The organism is Reella acinonychis, assembly GCF_052384575.1.
Classification (GTDB): Bacteria; Pseudomonadota; Gammaproteobacteria; order Enterobacterales; family Pasteurellaceae; genus JBQSUQ01.
Genome location: NZ_JBQSUQ010000016.1, coordinates 13,978 through 28,474 on the forward strand (window position 1 = coordinate 13,978; position 14,497 = coordinate 28,474).

The 14,497-nt window shown below is 39.8% G+C and carries 19 protein-coding genes and 1 tRNA gene; 7 read left to right on the forward strand and 13 right to left on the reverse strand.

All coding sequences use genetic code 11. From position 1 onward, the window contains the following. Positions 1–61: 61 nt before the first annotated feature. The 11 genes from ACT2CV_RS08050 to ACT2CV_RS08100 form a co-directional block, all read right to left on the reverse strand. Positions 62–442, reverse strand: coding sequence for a Mor transcription activator family protein (locus tag ACT2CV_RS08050; protein ID WP_464972317.1), 381 nt, complete (start codon positions 440–442; stop codon positions 62–64). 166 nt (positions 443–608) lie between these two features. Further along, positions 609–1,067: a gp16 family protein gene (locus ACT2CV_RS08055; RefSeq protein ID WP_464972318.1), complete on the reverse strand. Its 459-nt coding sequence runs from the start codon at positions 1,065–1,067 to the stop codon at positions 609–611. Beyond that, positions 1,064–1,360 carry a hypothetical protein gene (locus ACT2CV_RS08060; RefSeq protein ID WP_464972319.1) on the reverse strand — a complete coding sequence of 99 codons (297 nt, stop codon included), beginning with the start codon at positions 1,358–1,360 and terminating at the stop codon, positions 1,064–1,066. Before ACT2CV_RS08060 ends, ACT2CV_RS08055 begins: the two co-directional genes overlap by 4 nt. A gap of 66 nt (positions 1,361–1,426) precedes the next feature. Beyond that, the gene (locus ACT2CV_RS08065) at positions 1,427–1,588 is read right to left on the reverse strand and encodes a hypothetical protein (RefSeq protein ID WP_464972320.1); all 162 of its coding nucleotides are present in this window, start codon (positions 1,586–1,588) and stop codon (positions 1,427–1,429) included. Next, a complete protein-coding gene (locus ACT2CV_RS08070) occupies positions 1,585–1,749 on the reverse strand; it encodes a hypothetical protein (RefSeq protein WP_464972321.1) in 165 nt (54 codons plus the stop codon). The genes ACT2CV_RS08065 and ACT2CV_RS08070 overlap by 4 nt, the downstream gene beginning before the upstream one ends. A 2-nt stretch (positions 1,750–1,751) precedes the next feature. Then, positions 1,752–1,949, reverse strand: coding sequence for an ANR family transcriptional regulator (locus tag ACT2CV_RS08075; protein ID WP_464972322.1), 198 nt, complete (start codon positions 1,947–1,949; stop codon positions 1,752–1,754). Between the two features lie 65 nt (positions 1,950–2,014). Beyond that, positions 2,015–2,533: a host-nuclease inhibitor Gam family protein gene (locus ACT2CV_RS08080; RefSeq protein ID WP_464972323.1), complete on the reverse strand. Its 519-nt coding sequence runs from the start codon at positions 2,531–2,533 to the stop codon at positions 2,015–2,017. Positions 2,534–2,759: 226 nt separating this feature from the next. Then, on the reverse strand, positions 2,760–3,059 hold the full coding sequence (locus ACT2CV_RS08085; protein WP_464972324.1) for a hypothetical protein: 300 nt from the start codon (positions 3,057–3,059) through the stop codon (positions 2,760–2,762). Further along, positions 3,056–3,976, reverse strand: a complete 921-nt coding sequence (locus ACT2CV_RS08090) for an AAA family ATPase (protein ID WP_464972325.1) — start codon at positions 3,974–3,976, stop codon at positions 3,056–3,058. Before ACT2CV_RS08090 ends, ACT2CV_RS08085 begins: the two co-directional genes overlap by 4 nt. Before the next feature lie 13 nt (positions 3,977–3,989). Then, positions 3,990–5,999, reverse strand: coding sequence for a transposase domain-containing protein (locus ACT2CV_RS08095; RefSeq protein WP_464972326.1), 2,010 nt, complete (start codon positions 5,997–5,999; stop codon positions 3,990–3,992). Between the two features lie 34 nt (positions 6,000–6,033). Continuing rightward, positions 6,034–6,303, reverse strand: coding sequence for a helix-turn-helix domain-containing protein (locus ACT2CV_RS08100; RefSeq protein WP_464972327.1), 270 nt, complete (start codon positions 6,301–6,303; stop codon positions 6,034–6,036). A 231-nt stretch (positions 6,304–6,534) separates the two neighbouring features. On the opposite strand from ACT2CV_RS08100, the gene ACT2CV_RS08105 reads away from it, so the two are divergent. The 3 genes from ACT2CV_RS08105 (at position 6,535) to ACT2CV_RS08115 (ending at position 8,760) form a co-directional block, all read left to right on the forward strand. After that, on the forward strand, positions 6,535–7,215 hold the full coding sequence (locus tag ACT2CV_RS08105) for an XRE family transcriptional regulator (protein WP_464972328.1): 681 nt from the start codon (positions 6,535–6,537) through the stop codon (positions 7,213–7,215). Between the two features lie 205 nt (positions 7,216–7,420). Beyond that, positions 7,421–7,852 carry a restriction endonuclease subunit S gene (locus ACT2CV_RS08110; RefSeq protein ID WP_464974059.1) on the forward strand — a complete coding sequence of 144 codons (432 nt, stop codon included), beginning with the start codon at positions 7,421–7,423 and terminating at the stop codon, positions 7,850–7,852. Then, positions 7,849–8,760: a hypothetical protein gene (locus ACT2CV_RS08115; protein ID WP_464972330.1), complete on the forward strand. Its 912-nt coding sequence runs from the start codon at positions 7,849–7,851 to the stop codon at positions 8,758–8,760. Before ACT2CV_RS08110 ends, ACT2CV_RS08115 begins: the two co-directional genes overlap by 4 nt. Positions 8,761–8,900: 140 nt before the next feature. On the opposite strand, the gene ACT2CV_RS08120 is transcribed toward ACT2CV_RS08115, so the two are convergent. After that, positions 8,901–9,386 (reverse strand): transposase, encoded by a 486-nt coding sequence (locus ACT2CV_RS08120; protein WP_464972331.1) that lies wholly within the window; start codon positions 9,384–9,386, stop codon positions 8,901–8,903. 291 nt (positions 9,387–9,677) lie between these two features. On the opposite strand from ACT2CV_RS08120, the gene ACT2CV_RS08125 reads away from it, so the two are divergent. Next, positions 9,678–12,818, forward strand: a complete 3,141-nt coding sequence (locus ACT2CV_RS08125) for a type I restriction endonuclease subunit R (RefSeq protein ID WP_464972332.1) — start codon at positions 9,678–9,680, stop codon at positions 12,816–12,818. 71 nt (positions 12,819–12,889) lie between these two features. On the opposite strand, the gene ACT2CV_RS08130 is transcribed toward ACT2CV_RS08125, so the two are convergent. After that, entirely contained in the window at positions 12,890–13,453 is a 564-nt protein-coding gene (locus ACT2CV_RS08130) for a YceB family lipoprotein (protein ID WP_464972333.1), read from the reverse strand. A 155-nt stretch (positions 13,454–13,608) separates the two neighbouring features. Between ACT2CV_RS08130 and ACT2CV_RS08135 the strand changes: the two genes are divergently transcribed. The 3 genes from ACT2CV_RS08135 (at position 13,609) to rimP (ending at position 14,491) form a co-directional block, all read left to right on the forward strand. Further along, a complete protein-coding gene (locus tag ACT2CV_RS08135) occupies positions 13,609–13,731 on the forward strand; it encodes a hypothetical protein (RefSeq protein ID WP_464972334.1) in 123 nt (40 codons plus the stop codon). 52 nt (positions 13,732–13,783) lie between these two features. After that, positions 13,784–13,860: transfer RNA gene (locus ACT2CV_RS08140), tRNA-Met, on the forward strand. Between the two features lie 175 nt (positions 13,861–14,035). Next, positions 14,036–14,491, forward strand: coding sequence for a ribosome maturation factor RimP (rimP, locus tag ACT2CV_RS08145; RefSeq protein WP_464972335.1), 456 nt, complete (start codon positions 14,036–14,038; stop codon positions 14,489–14,491). Positions 14,492–14,497 lie beyond the last annotated feature (6 nt).

Consider the following 14,497-nt stretch of genomic DNA (forward strand, 5'->3'; position numbering starts at 1 on the left):
CACCTATTGTTTACTTTTCCTATAAAAAAACGCCCTTTTAGGCGTATTTTCTTGACTAAAGTCAATTTTCATCAGGAAACATCGCTATTTGTCTTCTCGCGATTTCTTCTTTGCGCATTTTCTTCACGATTTGATAAATCCATGCCATAGACACATCATATTTGCGCGCTAACTCACGATGATTTGAACCATTAAATTCTCGCCAAATTTGTCGGTCTCGCTCGCTGAGGATAAGGACAAGGTTGCGTGGGATATAAATAACCTCACCGCCCCAAGCATGTGCTATTTTGTGGGCGATTTCTACACTAATTTGTTTTGCTTTTTCATGCCAGCAATCATCATTTGCTGCTACTTTTTCGATTAATTCTGTTTCAATGTGTTTGGCTAAATCCGCTAATATTTCAGGGGCTTTTTCCTCAAACACTTCAATTTGTTCATTCATTTTGCCTCCCTCATCTTATGGCTTTTATACTGGTTAAAATTATATCGTTTTTGTTCCGCTTGATGTGAAATATTTTAACAACCTAGAACATAGTTAAAAATAACATATTGAATTATAATAAAAAACCGCCATTTCTGACGGTTAAAAAAGTTATTATCAATTTGAATTATTCTCTGGTTTGCCATTTTTTCAAACGCTCTAACACTATTGTTGCTATATCATCTTCTAGCGCCCCGACATTTAATGCAATCGGTCTGTTTTGTTGCTGCAGTATTGGGTTGGCGACAGAACGCACCCAAGTATTGAGCGCTTGTTCTGAACCATCTCGCACTTTGCCTTGTTTCGCCATATCAATCCAAATTGCACGAATTTTACTGGCGATGTTGCTACGCGCTGTTGCTTGATGTGTGCGTGGTGAATGATGGCGTCTGCTGGTTGGTTTAAAACCTTTTTTCTTCATTTCCTCAAAAACTTTCATCAGCTCCGTTATTGTCATTTCCTTTGTGCTTTCTTTATTTGTTATGCGCAATAGCAGGGTACGATAAGTATATTCATCCATTGCTAAGCGTTGCTTAGCAATGTGAATGAGCTGGATTAATTTGGGTTTGGTGTAGTGCATGCTCATTTAGCCTTTATTGATTTTTTTAACTCTTTGACAAATTGTTTGGCTCTCTTAGCTCTTGCAATTGTTCCTTGTAATTCACTTATAATCCAATCTAAGTAAAAGTCTTCGGTCATATCATCTATTATCCCAGGATCTCCATCGAACATTTTTTCAAAACATTCTTCTAATGTAAGTTCTCTATAAAGTAGCAAACCGTTATAACAAAAGTTTGCACTATCGTCATTTTCATCTAAAGCCAATATAGCCAAACTACCAGCTAAAGAATTTTTTTCAAAAAATTCATCTTTTGTCATTTGTTTTCCCCTTGTTAATTTGTTCTTATTTAGATTATTGATAGGCTAAAGCCTATCCTACGTTTTTTAGTTTGCGCTAATTTGTATGCCGAGTTTTTTTATTTCCAACAACGCGGTGTTGAGTAATTGCTTGGCATCTTGTAATTTATCTTCGAGGGCGCAGTCTTTGGCACATTCCAAGATAGTTTGGATATCAATCACTTCTTGGGCAATATCATGTTTTGTCATAGCTCCTCCAACTCAATCACATCATCTACTTCACAAATATTGTGCGGTAGGCTGTTTAATTCAGTGTCGTTGAGATCGCATTGCCGCATGGCTTGTTCAATGCTCTCTGCCTCAACGGTGACTTCGACTACGCAATATAATCTGGCTACATACTTAGGCATAATTAGTCCTCATAAGGTCGGGTTATCATTCGGTGGCACCATTCATAACGCGCTTGGCACCAGTTTCGGTTTTCAGGATTTTGTGCAATACGCGCTGCAGATGACCATTGTTGCATGGCGTCCATATATCTGCCTTGGCGTTCATTTTCTGCTGCATTTCTGCTGTAATAATCAAATCGGCGTCGTTGCTCTGGGTTCATGTTGGCTCCTTTATTGGTTAAAACACTTTATAAAAGCCCCTTTTAAAAGGGCTTTGAAAAGGGTTTTAAACTTCCTGCTCAAACGGGGTAATGACAAAATCTTCCACGCCAGTTTTAATAGTGACGCCTGCCACTGTGCTGGCTAACTCTGGCTCATTAAGCATGGCTTCTTTGTTAACTTCTTCTTTGGTGCGGATAAAACGCACTAATCCGAGAGTTTTTAAACTTTCAATCACGCTGTCTGCACCGCGTACTGCCACACTTGGTGGACGTTGGCGCCATTGCACTTCGCCTGTGTTAAATACGCCTGTTTTGGTTTTGCCATTTTGCGTAAGTTCATCCCGTCGGCTTTCGCACCATGCTTGCACCGCCTGTTGCACTGGCTCAATTTGCTCTTTAAGTGCGGTCAATGCGGGGGCATATTTTTCGGTGATAGCTGCCAGTTCGTTGTTTTGTTCGATGGCGGTTTGTTCAAGTTGACGCTGTAAGTCGCCGATTTGTTTAATTGCCAACTCCACGTCGTCACGACTTTGTAGGCGCACTGCGTGGGTGTCGGTTTTAATTCGGGTTGCTTTTTTAGCCATGTTTTTTCTCCTGTTGGTTATTGTGGTATAGCTGTTGTTTGTGTGTTGCAGGTATGTGGGTAATAATCTGCGTTGATTTTCGGGGTGATGCCACCTTGTTTAAAGCCGTTATAAACCAAATAAACGACACCACCAATACAGACTTCCTTTATGTAACTTTTTACATCGCCGCAGCCTATCAACAAAAATGCGGTGAGAATGACGATTGTTTTTTTTATGTTTCCTCCTAATGTAAATAATCTCGCCAGATAACGCGGATGCCTTCGACAAGCATCTGAAATTCGTTAAAGCGTTCGCCATCGTTACCTTTAATAAAACAGATGGCTTGTTTGTTTTTTTGCAAGGTTTTCGTTTGCGTACAGGTTTTAACTCGCACTGTGGGTTTAATTCTTTCAAAGTGGATATTGGTGACCGTAAGCCCCATTTCATCCAGTTTTTCAACGCATTTTTGCACTTGATTTAGATATTCCACTGTGAGTTTGTTATTACCTCTTAACACTGAGTTTGGATGGTCAAGTAAGATCATTTTGCTTCTCCTTTTAAGTCCGCTAATGCATTTAAAATCAGCTCTAAATTAAGGTGGCTACCTTGTCCTTTTGCGCTAATAGCGGCAAGGCGCAAACATTGCGTGAGGCTACGCAAACCGCCACTTTTACCACCAATATCAAATAAGACGTCCATTAAACCTTTGTCGCTGTTATCTAATCCCCAAGCCTTAGCAATTGCCTTGATGTCATTTTTTAAGGTGCGTTTAAAAGGGAAGTGGCGACCAACACGCGACCAAAGGCGTGCGTATTCATGGGCTTGATTGATGCCACCTTGAATTCTTGTGTACACTTTGTCATTGCCTATTAACGCAATACCGACCTCACATTCTTCTTGAATGATGCGAATTTCTTCTAACGCGTCATAAGGGAGATGGTCACTTTCATCAATAATGACTAATCCCTGTGTGCCTTTTAATTTTTTACAAATCACGCGGCTTAATTTGTCTTTACGACGTGGTGCATCATTAACGCCTAGCTCTAAGGCTAACTCATATAAAATACTGCTTAGGGTGGCACGCGCAGGACTCGCAGTAATCATCCACACATTGCTATATGTTTTGGCATATTCTTGACTGGCTTTGGTTTTACCTACACCACTGGCTCCGTAAATGGTAACCATGGTGTTAAGTAATCTCGCCATATCTAACGCAGACCAGACTTTTTTCGCGGTTTCGGTTTCAATAAAGTGCGGTGCATCCACAAAGATTTTTTGTTTTTGCTCTCGGCTTTTTAACCAGTTTTCGATTGCTCGTTCTACGCCTTGTACGTCGCCTTTGTAGCGCCCGTTACAATAACTACTTAATACTGCTGAGGTGTAGCCAATCTCTTTTGCGATCTGTGCCTGACTAATGTCTGTTTGCACCATAATTTGTTTGATTTGCTCAACTAAACTCATCTATAACACTCCTTTAAAGCCCTTTTTCTTGTTTCAACATTGCCAATCCTTTGTAAAAAGCATCGTCATTGTCCGTTTCTTCCTCTTCAACGATTTCTACCTTGCGATATACATTGCCGACAGTTTGTATTTCATCCCAAATTTTTGGCTCAATTGGACTGTCATCAATTTCAACATCAGGTAGATAACGTGCCGCTTCTTGTATATCCATTTCCAATGCAGCTTTTGCTGCACGTTTGTTATGGCGTACAAATTCGCGTTCTTTACGACTATGGTCTTGCGCTGCTTGGGTATCACCAAATGCGGCATCTAATGAGCAAGTCGCTTCGGCGAGATATTCGCCCTCAAGGCTATATACCCATACTTTGTCGTGTAGGTTGTTCGGGTCATATCGCACAACCACTTTGCGATGATTTATGCCGATTAATTCATACGCTTCGTAGCGGTTGTATAGGTTGTTGACTTTGCCACCTGCTTTCAGTACAAATGTGCCGTTATCTTCTAAGCGGACTTCTTCATGTAATGTGAGCAAGAAGCGCAGTTGTTCTGGTGTGGCGTAGCGTTTTTGTGCTAAGGCAAAATCGCGTTCAAAGGCTTGTTTAAAACTCAATTCACCGCGACAAACTTCTGTTTCACGTTTAAGACGCTCGTTAAACATTTGGATGCCTTCTTCTAGTGCTAAAATAAAATCCTCATATTTCGCACCAGCTTTGTTGCCTTGATAGTTGTCAGGTTTATCCAGTGCATTTTCACCTGCGTGATAACCCGCTAAAGCGGGGTGTTTATCAATTAATTCGCCTAAACCTCCATGTGAAAACGCACGTTCTATTGGTTTTGCTTGACCGCGACCTCTGCCATAACGCACTGTTGTCCAGTGCAACTCAATGCCTAACGCAGGGATAATGCCTTGCACTTCATCTTCACGCACTTTAAAGCGATAACGATTTTTAACACCACCTGTCATTTTCTTGTTCGCGGCAGCTTTGGTGTTATCTATGGTTAAATGTTTTGGTATGCCATATTTGTTAATTACATCTAATAAGGCTAGACGGATCATATTGGTGTTTTCACTGGCATCGCAGCGATAGCCCAAGATCATGCGTGTACGTACATCCTGCCAGAGCCACGTTTTCGGGCGTAAAATATCGCCGTTATGCCATTCCACCCAGACGTTATGTTTATAACCATCGCCATTGATCCATTCCATTGCCTCAATACTTTCAACAGAGCGGATTAATGAGGGATACATTCGGCTCATGGCATATTCGCCTTTGCGTAAATACACCTGATGAATGCGAGGAATTTCACGTTCAATTTTGCGTTTAATGCTTGATAAACTAGGGATAGTCCAACCATTTGCTGCAGCTGCGCGTTTTAAACGTTCATAACAACTGCCAAATTGTGGGCGTTCAGGTCTGAAATAATCCGCTTTGAAAAATGCCCAAGCTTGTGGGGTGAATTCTGCTTCGCGATTTTCGCCATTTTGACCTTGCGTGGTAATAAGCAGTGGCAGCCATAGTTCTCTGTCGCTATCTTTTACTTGATACCACCAGCGTTTTAATGAGCCAGTTGAAATAGTTTTTTCATTTGTATCAGCACAAGATTGGTTATGTTTGTGACAAACAAGCGCTAATGCCTCCATGAGGTTGATACCAGCATCAACTAAAGCAGCTAACGCCAATATGGCACTGAGTTTGGATTTTGCTTTGTTCTGTGTTTTTGTTGTGGCTTGTTCATAGCTTTGCCAAAGTATTTGAGCATCTAAGGTCGGCTGTGGCTGTGCGATGACAGGAGCAAGTTTAACCTGTTGACTTTGTTTGATAGCTATTTCAGCTTGCACATTTTCAGGTAAAGAGATGAGAGCATATTCAAGTCCGCCACCTTTACCTTTGCGTTTGCGTGATTGCCAGTTTTCTCTTTTGGCTTTTTCTAAAATATTTTTAGGTGCTTTAGGTAAAGCTGTTAAATTAAAATCAGCTAATTCATATACAGAATAATGAGTTTTTAAAGCCATTTTTTCCATAAATGTTTCCTTTTTATAACTTTTATGGTTAAAATCAGAACTTATTGTGCAACATAGGTCGTTTGTTACGTTCAGCGAAACGCCCTGCCCAAATAATTTCTGGAGAAATTCCTATAGCATTAGCTATCAATCTTTCCATTTTAGGGTAGGGTTTATCCAAAACAGATTTCAGTGTGTTATAACTAACATTTCCTTCTTTGGCTAAAGCTCGTAACGACCAACCACATTTTTTTAATTCCGCTAGAATATCTGCTCTATGCCAGTCTTGTTCTACGGTTTTTTTTGATGTTCTTAATACACTCATTTAATACACCTTTGTTGTTGTATCTATTGAGGTATATATTAACCGTAATAGTTAGTAATAACAAGCAAATATTTGCCGTTATAGTTCTATTTGTTTAAATATCGTACTGCAAGTTAGGTTTATTACAGATAAACCAAGCAGTTAAATTATCTATTACGGAGTATTTTTTATTAATAGAAAACGTAATAGATATAAAACATTAACTATTACGGCATGTAGAGGTATTCAGATATGAATAATTACGAAGATGATTTTCCAGCAAGAATTGATTTAGTTATAGAGAAGTTAAATGGTCCAAGTGAATTTGCTCGTAAAACAGGAGTAACCTTATCAACTATTGCAAGATGGAGGAAAGGCGAAGCTGATCCATCCCGACTAAATTTAATCAAAATAGCTGAAGCTGGTAATGTAGAGCTTCAGTGGTTAGTAACAGGACAGAGCGCTCGGCAAATAGAAATAGCAAAAAAGCCTGATATAAATTTTATTCCAGAAAAAGAAGATAACTTTATTTGGATTGATGATTATAGAGAAGTAAAAGTTTCAGCAGGTTTTGGAGTATTTAATGATGAACAAGCATCTGAAAGAACCAAGGTGGAAGCCTCTTGGTTAGCTGCAAGACGCTTAAAAGCAGACGATTGCGCGATGTTTTTAGTTAGCGGTGAGAGTATGTATCCAACGCTAAAAGACGGTGAAGAGATTATTGTTGACCGTTCTAAAAAGGAATTAAGAGAAGGGCGAATTTATGTGATTAACCACCAAGGCAGTATGTGGGTTAAGAAAGTGCAGATTGATTTTAATGGCATTAAGCTATTGAGTGACAACAAATTCTATTCCCCCATTATACTAACCGCCGAAGAAGCCAACGAACTTATCGTAATAGGGCAAGTCGTTCGAGGCTATCGAGATTTTTAAACCTATTTTAATGGTTTTTAAAGCCATATTTAAATTTCTCACTTCAAGTGGTTATTTGCCACTTTCTTGAAAAAGTTTTAAAAAATTCTCATTTTAAAACCAACCAATAAAAAAGGGGGCTAGCATCGCACTAACCCCCATTCCATAAGCCTTCCGCCCACATAATCCCGTTTAATTCAACATAAGTCCTAATTTCTCAGTTTAAGTGGTTGGGTACACTAATTTTTATGTGCAAGAAGGTGATATTTTAGTGGGATTAACAGGATATGTTGGAGAAGTTGGACGCATTCCGCAGCATAAATCAGCAATGTTAAATCAACGCGTTGCTAAATTTATCCCTAATAGTATCCATGAAAAGTATACCTATTACAATTTTTTATATTGCACTGTTAGGCAAGAAAAATTTAAAGAATATGCAAAAACAAATGCCAAAGGTTCGGCACAAGCAAATATAAGTACGAATGAGCTGTTAAATTATTCTGTTATTAAAGCAACCGATAATTTACATATTGCATTTGAACAGTATGTTAGCCCCTTATTGGAAAAAATTTTAAAAAATAGTGGTGAAAATGAATTTTTAATTGAAGTTAGGGATTTGTTGTTACCGAAGTTGTTGAGTGGGGAGATTGAATTATGACCATTATTTATGATAATGACAAAATTTTAGAATGTTGGAAATACATTTTTTATAACTATGAGAGTTTTGATTTTGATCACTTTGATGACAAGCAAGAAGTTTCCAATTTGATTGATGAATTAGATAAGTTTTTTAATAAGCCAATATTGGCTTTAATAGAAAGTAATGAAGAAATCTATCTAAAGACTAAAGAAATATCTGAAATTTTTCAAAAAAATATCAATTTCATTAATTATTCAGACTCAAGGAGAATAATAGATAACCTTGAAAGACTAAATATCTATTTCAATGACATCCCAAATATTAATTTCTGGGTTGAATTATATAAGCAATCTGATAGTCAATTTCAAAAAGCAGAAAAAGAAAGAAATGATAAGTCCGCACAAAATAGACAAGTATTTTCAATTGGGAAATTAGATAAGGAATTTAGTGATGAATATGAAAGGTTTGCTAATTGGCTTTTCTTTAAGCAGTTTTTGTTTTATGTAGTTTTACTTTCATCAATCTTTATTATTTCTGATATTTTAAAATATATTTTTATATACCATCATAGTGATGTATATGGTCAGTTTTTTATCCGATTTGTGATTTATGCCCCATTTTTGATTGTAATTTTATTTCTAATATGGCAAATCAAACAGGATAGAAAATTTGCACAAATTTATCTGCACAAGAGAGTAATTGCAAGATCATATATTAACTATATGAATGCATTAAATGATCGGGACTTTGGCTCTAAAGATTTAGAAATCAAAAACAGAATGCAGGAAGAACTATTAAAAGCAATTATTGATGTAATGAAAGATAATCCTGTTGATTATTTAAGTAAAAATAAAAATAACGATAGTTATCAAATCATTATAGAAAAATTAATTGATAAAATTCCTATAATTAAAAACAAAGAGTAATTTTGCAAATTTCCCCAAAGATCTGACCCGTTGTAAGAAATTTGGGACGTATGCAATACGTCCCTACAGACGAGGAATTACCATAGAATGGTGGAGATTATAGATATGTAGGGGCGTATTGCATACGCCCAAAAACATAATTAAAACAGTTCATCATTATTCCAATTTATGACATTATTTTGGATATATTCATAAACATTATGAAATTCTTGTTCATTGCGAACAATACGATCATAAAATTTTGATTGCCATTCAAATGGAATATTGTTTTGTTTCGCATAACTGGATAATGCACCTTTAATTCCGCGAATAATTGCTGAGATATTTTGTGTGGAACTGTGGAAATGGTGTTGTGAAATATCAAAATCCGTGTTTAAGGTTATCAATATGTGAAAATGATTCGGCATAATTACATAAATCGGAATTTCAATATATTGTGATTTGCGTATGTTTATTGTGTTGGAAATAATTTCATCAAGTTTTATACCCAATGGAGATAAATGCATTTTTTCATTATAAATTGAACCAAAAAAATGTTGTTTATGTTTGGTACAAACGGTAATAAAAAATGTACCATTTTGATAGTTATGCCAATTGGCACGGGGATTTTTACGTTGATGTTGCATAGTAAATAATATTTAACAATTTTTTAAATCATAAGTGAAAAATACAATTTCGGTATATTTTGTATTTGTTTTTTTCGACAGAGATCACAAAACTTTTGAAAATCATGGTTTGTTTTGATGTGTATGAAATCGGTAATTATCACAGAATAGCGAACATCCTAGAAATGTAGGAGCATATTGCATACGCCCTAGCGATATTGGAATTCATCCCGAAGTTAGGTATTGGGGTTTTGGGACGTATGCAATACACCCTACAGATAAGCAATTATTATAGAAATCTAAGGATCACCAATGAAAATAAACGAAAACACCATAGAACAGCATTGTTTGGATACCTTGCAGACATTGGGTTGGGATTATGCTTTCGGGCGTGAGATTGGAACGGACGGTGCGTGGCGGTCGGCTGCCGATCAGGCGGTGTTTGAGCCTGTATTACGTGAAGCGGTGGGGCGGCTCAATCCCGAGTTGCCGTCTGATGCGGTGGATGAAGTGGTGCGGACGGTATGCCGGGCGGATATCAGCGAACTGTCGGCACGCAATCAGCAGGCGTATCTTTGGCTACGCCAAGGCGTGCGGGTGGCGTATCAGGACAACGACGAGCAAAAAACGGCATTTGCCCGCCTGATTGATTTTGCTCAAGTGCAAAACAATCGTTTTTTGGCGGTTAACCAATTAACGATTAAAGGTAAAAAGGGCAACCGCCGCCCCGATGTGATTTGTTATATCAACGGTTTGCCGGTGGCGGTGTTTGAGTTGAAAAATCCGCTGAAAGAAAATGCGACCTTGGCTGATGCTTTTCATCAGTTGCAAACCTATAAGCAGGAAATCGGCGATCTGTTTGTGTTTAATCAGCTGTTGGTGATTAGCGATGGGATTGATGCTAGGCTTGGGTCGCTAACGGCGAATTTCGAGCGGTTCAATCCTTGGCGTGTGGTGGACGAGAAAAACAAGAGCCGCCGCCTTGTGTTTGAAAACGAGTTGGAAGGCTTGGTGCAGGGGCTGTTTGTGCCGGAGCAGTTGCTCAATTATCTGCAAAATTTTATTTTGTTTGAGCGTGACGGCAGCCAATGGATTAAAAAAATCGCGGCATACCATCAGTTTTACGGTGTGAATGAAGCGGTGGACTGCACTTTATTGGCAACCAGCGAGCAGGGCGACGGGCGGATCGGCGTGATGTGGCATACGCAAGGGTCGGGCAAGTCGATTTCAATGCTGTTTTATGCGGCAAAATTATTGGCGTTACCGCAGCTACAAAACCCGACCATCGTGGTGGTTACCGACCGCAATGATTTGGACGGGCAATTGTTTGAAACCTTCAGCAAGGGCGAGTTATTGCTTCGTCAGCAACCTGTGCAGGCAGACGGGCGTGATGCTTTGCGGGAAGAGCTGGCGAAGCGGGAAACAGGCGGCATTATTTTTACCACCATTCAAAAATTCGCTTTGCTAGAAGGTGAATTTTCTCATCCTGTGTTAAACGGGCGGAAAAATATTATTGTGATCAGTGATGAAGCCCATCGCAGCCAATATGGCTTTGTCAAACAGCAGATGGCTTTAGACAAAACGCAGGGGGTGGCGAGCAATCAGCAGAAAATCGGCTATGCCAAACATTTGCGAGATGCCTTGCCGTCTGCAGCATTTATCGGTTTTACCGGCACGCCGATTGAATTGGAAGACCGCGACACGCGGGCGGTGTTTGGACGTTATGTGTCGATTTACGATCTCAAAGATGCAGTGGAAGACGGGGCGACGGTGCCGATTTATTACGAAGCACGCCAAATCCGCTTGGGTGAAAGTGCCGAGTTTGCCGAATTAATGGCAGAGGCGAACAAATTTGACGAAGAAAACGACAACCCCAAAGCATTCCGCTTGCAAGAAAAACTGCTGGGCAACGATAGCCGTTTGGATCAGCTGGTGGCAGATTTGGTTCAGCATTTTGAAAATCGAACCGCATTATTAGACGGCAAGGCGATGATTGTGGCGGCAAGCAGGGAAATTTGTGTGCGGCTGTATAACAAAATCGTCGCACTGCGTCCCGAATGGGGCAGCGACCCTAATGATGTCAATCAGGGGGCGATTAAGATTGTGATGACGGGCAGTGCGTCGGATCCTGCCGATATTCAGCAGCATATTTACTCAAAGCCGCAGAAAAAGGTGCTGGAAAAACGCTTTAAAGACCCAAGCGATCCGCTCAAATTGGTGATTGTGCGGGATATGTGGCTGACCGGTTTTGATGCGCCTTGCTGCCATACAATGTATATCGACAAACCGATGCAGGGGCATAATTTAATGCAGGCAATTGCACGGGTAAACCGTGTGTTCGCCCATAAAAACGGCGGCTTGGTCGTGGATTATGTCGGCTTGAGCGAGCAGCTCAAAGAGGCGACCAAACGCTACACCAATGCCGGCAGCAAGGGCGAGCCTGCCACACAGGTGGAAGATGTTTTCCAAAAAATGCTCGAATATGTGGATATTTTGCGGGGGCAGTTTGCCACACAGTCGGACGGCAAAACCTTTGATATTGCCACCGCACTTTTGGAGCAGGACGACAAGCGGCTGTTTGTATTATTGCAACAAGCCGCCAACCATATTTTAGCCCTAGACCAGCAGCAGCCCGATCAACGTAGATTGAAAACTTTTCTGCAGACGGCAAAAAAAGCCCGTCAAGGCTTGAATTTGTGCAACGCTTTGCCGAAAGTGGCGAGCTATCGCCAAGAAATCACCTTTTATGACGGCGTGCGTGCGATGCTTTCCAAAGAAAAAGTGGCAGGCGGCAATACTGACAGGGCTTTGCAGTTGGCAAAATTAGTCAACCAAGCAGTGACCAGCGAAGGCGTGGTGGATTTGGTGAGTTTGCTTGGAAAAGAACAGCCGAATATCAATCTGTTGTCGGACGATTTTTTGGAAATGGTGCGTGAAAGCGGCTTAAAAGCACTGTGGGCAAATGCTTTGGAACGTTATGTTCAAAGCGAAATCAACAGCAAAGCCGCCAATAATCTGGCGGTGAAAAAAGACTTCGAACAAAGGCTTAAAGAAGCCTTGAACAAATACCATAACCAAAGCCTGACGGTGATGGAAGTGATTGAAGAGCTGATTCGCTTGAGCCAATTTTTGAACGAACAGTTACAACGTGGCGAACAATTGGGGCTGACGCCGAGCGAATTGGCGTTTTACGACACCCTTGCTCAAAATGAAAGTGCCGTTCGCGAGCTGGGCGATGATACTTTGAAAAACTTAGCGAAGGAAATCACCGACAATATCCGCCGTTCGGTAACGATTGATTGGCAGTTCAAACAATCCGTTCAGGCGGCAATGCGTGTGCTTGTCCGCCGAGCCTTGCAACGCTACAAATACCCGCCCGATCAGCAAGCTGCCGCCATTGAAAACGTGCTGAAACAAGCAGAAATATTGGCGGATGAGTTGAGTCAAGAGTAAAAATCATTTTTAGGCAAAAAGAAGGGCGTATTTAATACGCCCTAAAACTTTCCCAAAATCCACCGCACTTTTTATAGAACATTGGTTTCTAAAGATAATCTGCCTGGTTCAACTTTAATACCTTTAGCAAATTTTTTGATAATCACATCGCGTGGTTTGGTGTCATCCAAGGTGTAAATTGGCATGCTTTCGAGTAATGCGGCGATACTTTGACTTAGGAATGGCATGATACTTTGTAATTCGGACATATAGCTATCGGGTTCGCCTGACCAACTGAGAATACGTAGATCTTTGAGGTAAATTGCGCCTTTTTGAGCATCATAATAAGGAATAGTGTCAAAGCTGAGGTTTAATTTTCCCACCAGTGCTTTTTTATGTAATACCAGACTACTATCAACTGAGCCACTCAATTCGACACGTCCCGAATTATTTTGTCCAATTTTAGCGTTCACATTTTTGAGTTTGTAATCCATGCTGAATAAACCCGGGAAACCGATTTTGTCTTGTACTTCGTGTTTTTTCGCTAGATAGTCGTTGACTTCTTGTTCTGTTAGCGAAAGTGGTGTGGCGAATGTTGGCATGGCAACGCATAAGCCAAGTAATAAAAAGAGGAAGAGTTTGATTTTGTTGAACATAAAAGATCCTTTAAAAATTTGATGAAAATTCACCGCACTTTTTTAGTAATATATTTTAGCAATGTATTTTAGCGATGTAATAAATAATTATTTGCTTAATGTTAGCATCTTTATTATATTGCACGAAATTATTTCATTGGTTTGGAGGATATTAAATGAAAAAAATGATGTTAGCTGTATTGATGGCAGCTCTTGTGGCTGGTTGTACTGTCGGTGGCGGTTTTGGAATTGGTACTGGTGGTGCGGGTGTAAATATCGGTACTGGCATTGGATTTTAAAAAATACTTGAATTATTAAAAAATTTCCGTATAATACAGCCAATATTTCGGACGCGGGGTGGAGCAGCTTGGTAGCTCGTCGGGCTCATAACCCGAAGGCCGTCGGTTCAAATCCGGCCCCCGCAACCACTTTCTAAGCAGAAAGGAAATAAAGGTTCAGTGAAGCCCAAATGCAGTATTTGGGTTTTTTTGTACATAAAATTTGGATGTTTTATACTGGGCTTTTAAGCCCTTTTTTTATATCTGAAATCAAGCTAATGCCCTGTTTTATTTGATATCAGCTTGAATTTATTGTGGAGAAAAAATGGCAACATTAGAACAAAAATTAACAGATTTGCTTCAAGGTTCTGTAGAAGATTTAGGCTGTGAACTTTGGGGAATTGAATGTAAACGAGCAGGGCGTTTTATGACCCTTTGTTTGTTCATTGATAAAGAGGGCGGTGTAACCGTTGAAGACTGTGCTGACGTGAGTCGTCAAGTGAGTGCGATTTTAGATGTAGAAGATCCTATTGCCGATAAATACAATTTGGAAGTGTCTTCGCCAGGTTTAGATCGTCCTTTATTTACTTTGTCGCAATATGCGCGTTATGTAGGACAAGATATCGTGATTCATTTGCGTATTCCAGTGTTAGATCGTCGTAAATGGCAGGGTAAATTAGAGAAAATTGAAAACGATATGCTGACCTTAATCGTTGATAATCAAGAACAAACCTTTGTTTTTGGTAATATTCAAAAAGCCAACGTTGTCGCAAAATTTTAATGATTA

What these genes read in the sequence shown, in the direction of transcription:
- ACT2CV_RS08050 (WP_464972317.1), bottom strand. Translation starts at nt 442, where the DNA reads ATGAATGAACAAATTGAAGTGTTTGAGGAAAAAGCCCCTGAAATATTA.
- ACT2CV_RS08055 (WP_464972318.1), bottom strand. Translation starts at nt 1,067, where the DNA reads ATGAGCATGCACTACACCAAACCCAAATTAATCCAGCTCATTCACATT.
- ACT2CV_RS08060 (WP_464972319.1), bottom strand. Translation starts at nt 1,360, where the DNA reads ATGACAAAAGATGAATTTTTTGAAAAAAATTCTTTAGCTGGTAGTTTG.
- ACT2CV_RS08065 (WP_464972320.1), bottom strand. Translation starts at nt 1,588, where the DNA reads ATGACAAAACATGATATTGCCCAAGAAGTGATTGATATCCAAACTATC.
- ACT2CV_RS08070 (WP_464972321.1), bottom strand. Translation starts at nt 1,749, where the DNA reads ATGCCTAAGTATGTAGCCAGATTATATTGCGTAGTCGAAGTCACCGTT.
- ACT2CV_RS08075 (WP_464972322.1), bottom strand. Translation starts at nt 1,949, where the DNA reads ATGAACCCAGAGCAACGACGCCGATTTGATTATTACAGCAGAAATGCA.
- ACT2CV_RS08080 (WP_464972323.1), bottom strand. Translation starts at nt 2,533, where the DNA reads ATGGCTAAAAAAGCAACCCGAATTAAAACCGACACCCACGCAGTGCGC.
- ACT2CV_RS08085 (WP_464972324.1), bottom strand. Translation starts at nt 3,059, where the DNA reads ATGATCTTACTTGACCATCCAAACTCAGTGTTAAGAGGTAATAACAAA.
- ACT2CV_RS08090 (WP_464972325.1), bottom strand. Translation starts at nt 3,976, where the DNA reads ATGAGTTTAGTTGAGCAAATCAAACAAATTATGGTGCAAACAGACATT.
- ACT2CV_RS08095 (WP_464972326.1), bottom strand. Translation starts at nt 5,999, where the DNA reads ATGGAAAAAATGGCTTTAAAAACTCATTATTCTGTATATGAATTAGCT.
- ACT2CV_RS08100 (WP_464972327.1), bottom strand. Translation starts at nt 6,303, where the DNA reads ATGAGTGTATTAAGAACATCAAAAAAAACCGTAGAACAAGACTGGCAT.
- ACT2CV_RS08105 (WP_464972328.1), top strand. Translation starts at nt 6,535, where the DNA reads ATGAATAATTACGAAGATGATTTTCCAGCAAGAATTGATTTAGTTATA.
- ACT2CV_RS08115 (WP_464972330.1), top strand. Translation starts at nt 7,849, where the DNA reads ATGACCATTATTTATGATAATGACAAAATTTTAGAATGTTGGAAATAC.
- ACT2CV_RS08120 (WP_464972331.1), bottom strand. Translation starts at nt 9,386, where the DNA reads ATGCAACATCAACGTAAAAATCCCCGTGCCAATTGGCATAACTATCAA.
- ACT2CV_RS08125 (WP_464972332.1), top strand. Translation starts at nt 9,678, where the DNA reads ATGAAAATAAACGAAAACACCATAGAACAGCATTGTTTGGATACCTTG.
- ACT2CV_RS08130 (WP_464972333.1), bottom strand. Translation starts at nt 13,453, where the DNA reads ATGTTCAACAAAATCAAACTCTTCCTCTTTTTATTACTTGGCTTATGC.
- ACT2CV_RS08135 (WP_464972334.1), top strand. Translation starts at nt 13,609, where the DNA reads ATGAAAAAAATGATGTTAGCTGTATTGATGGCAGCTCTTGTGGCTGGT.
- rimP (WP_464972335.1), top strand. Translation starts at nt 14,036, where the DNA reads ATGGCAACATTAGAACAAAAATTAACAGATTTGCTTCAAGGTTCTGTA.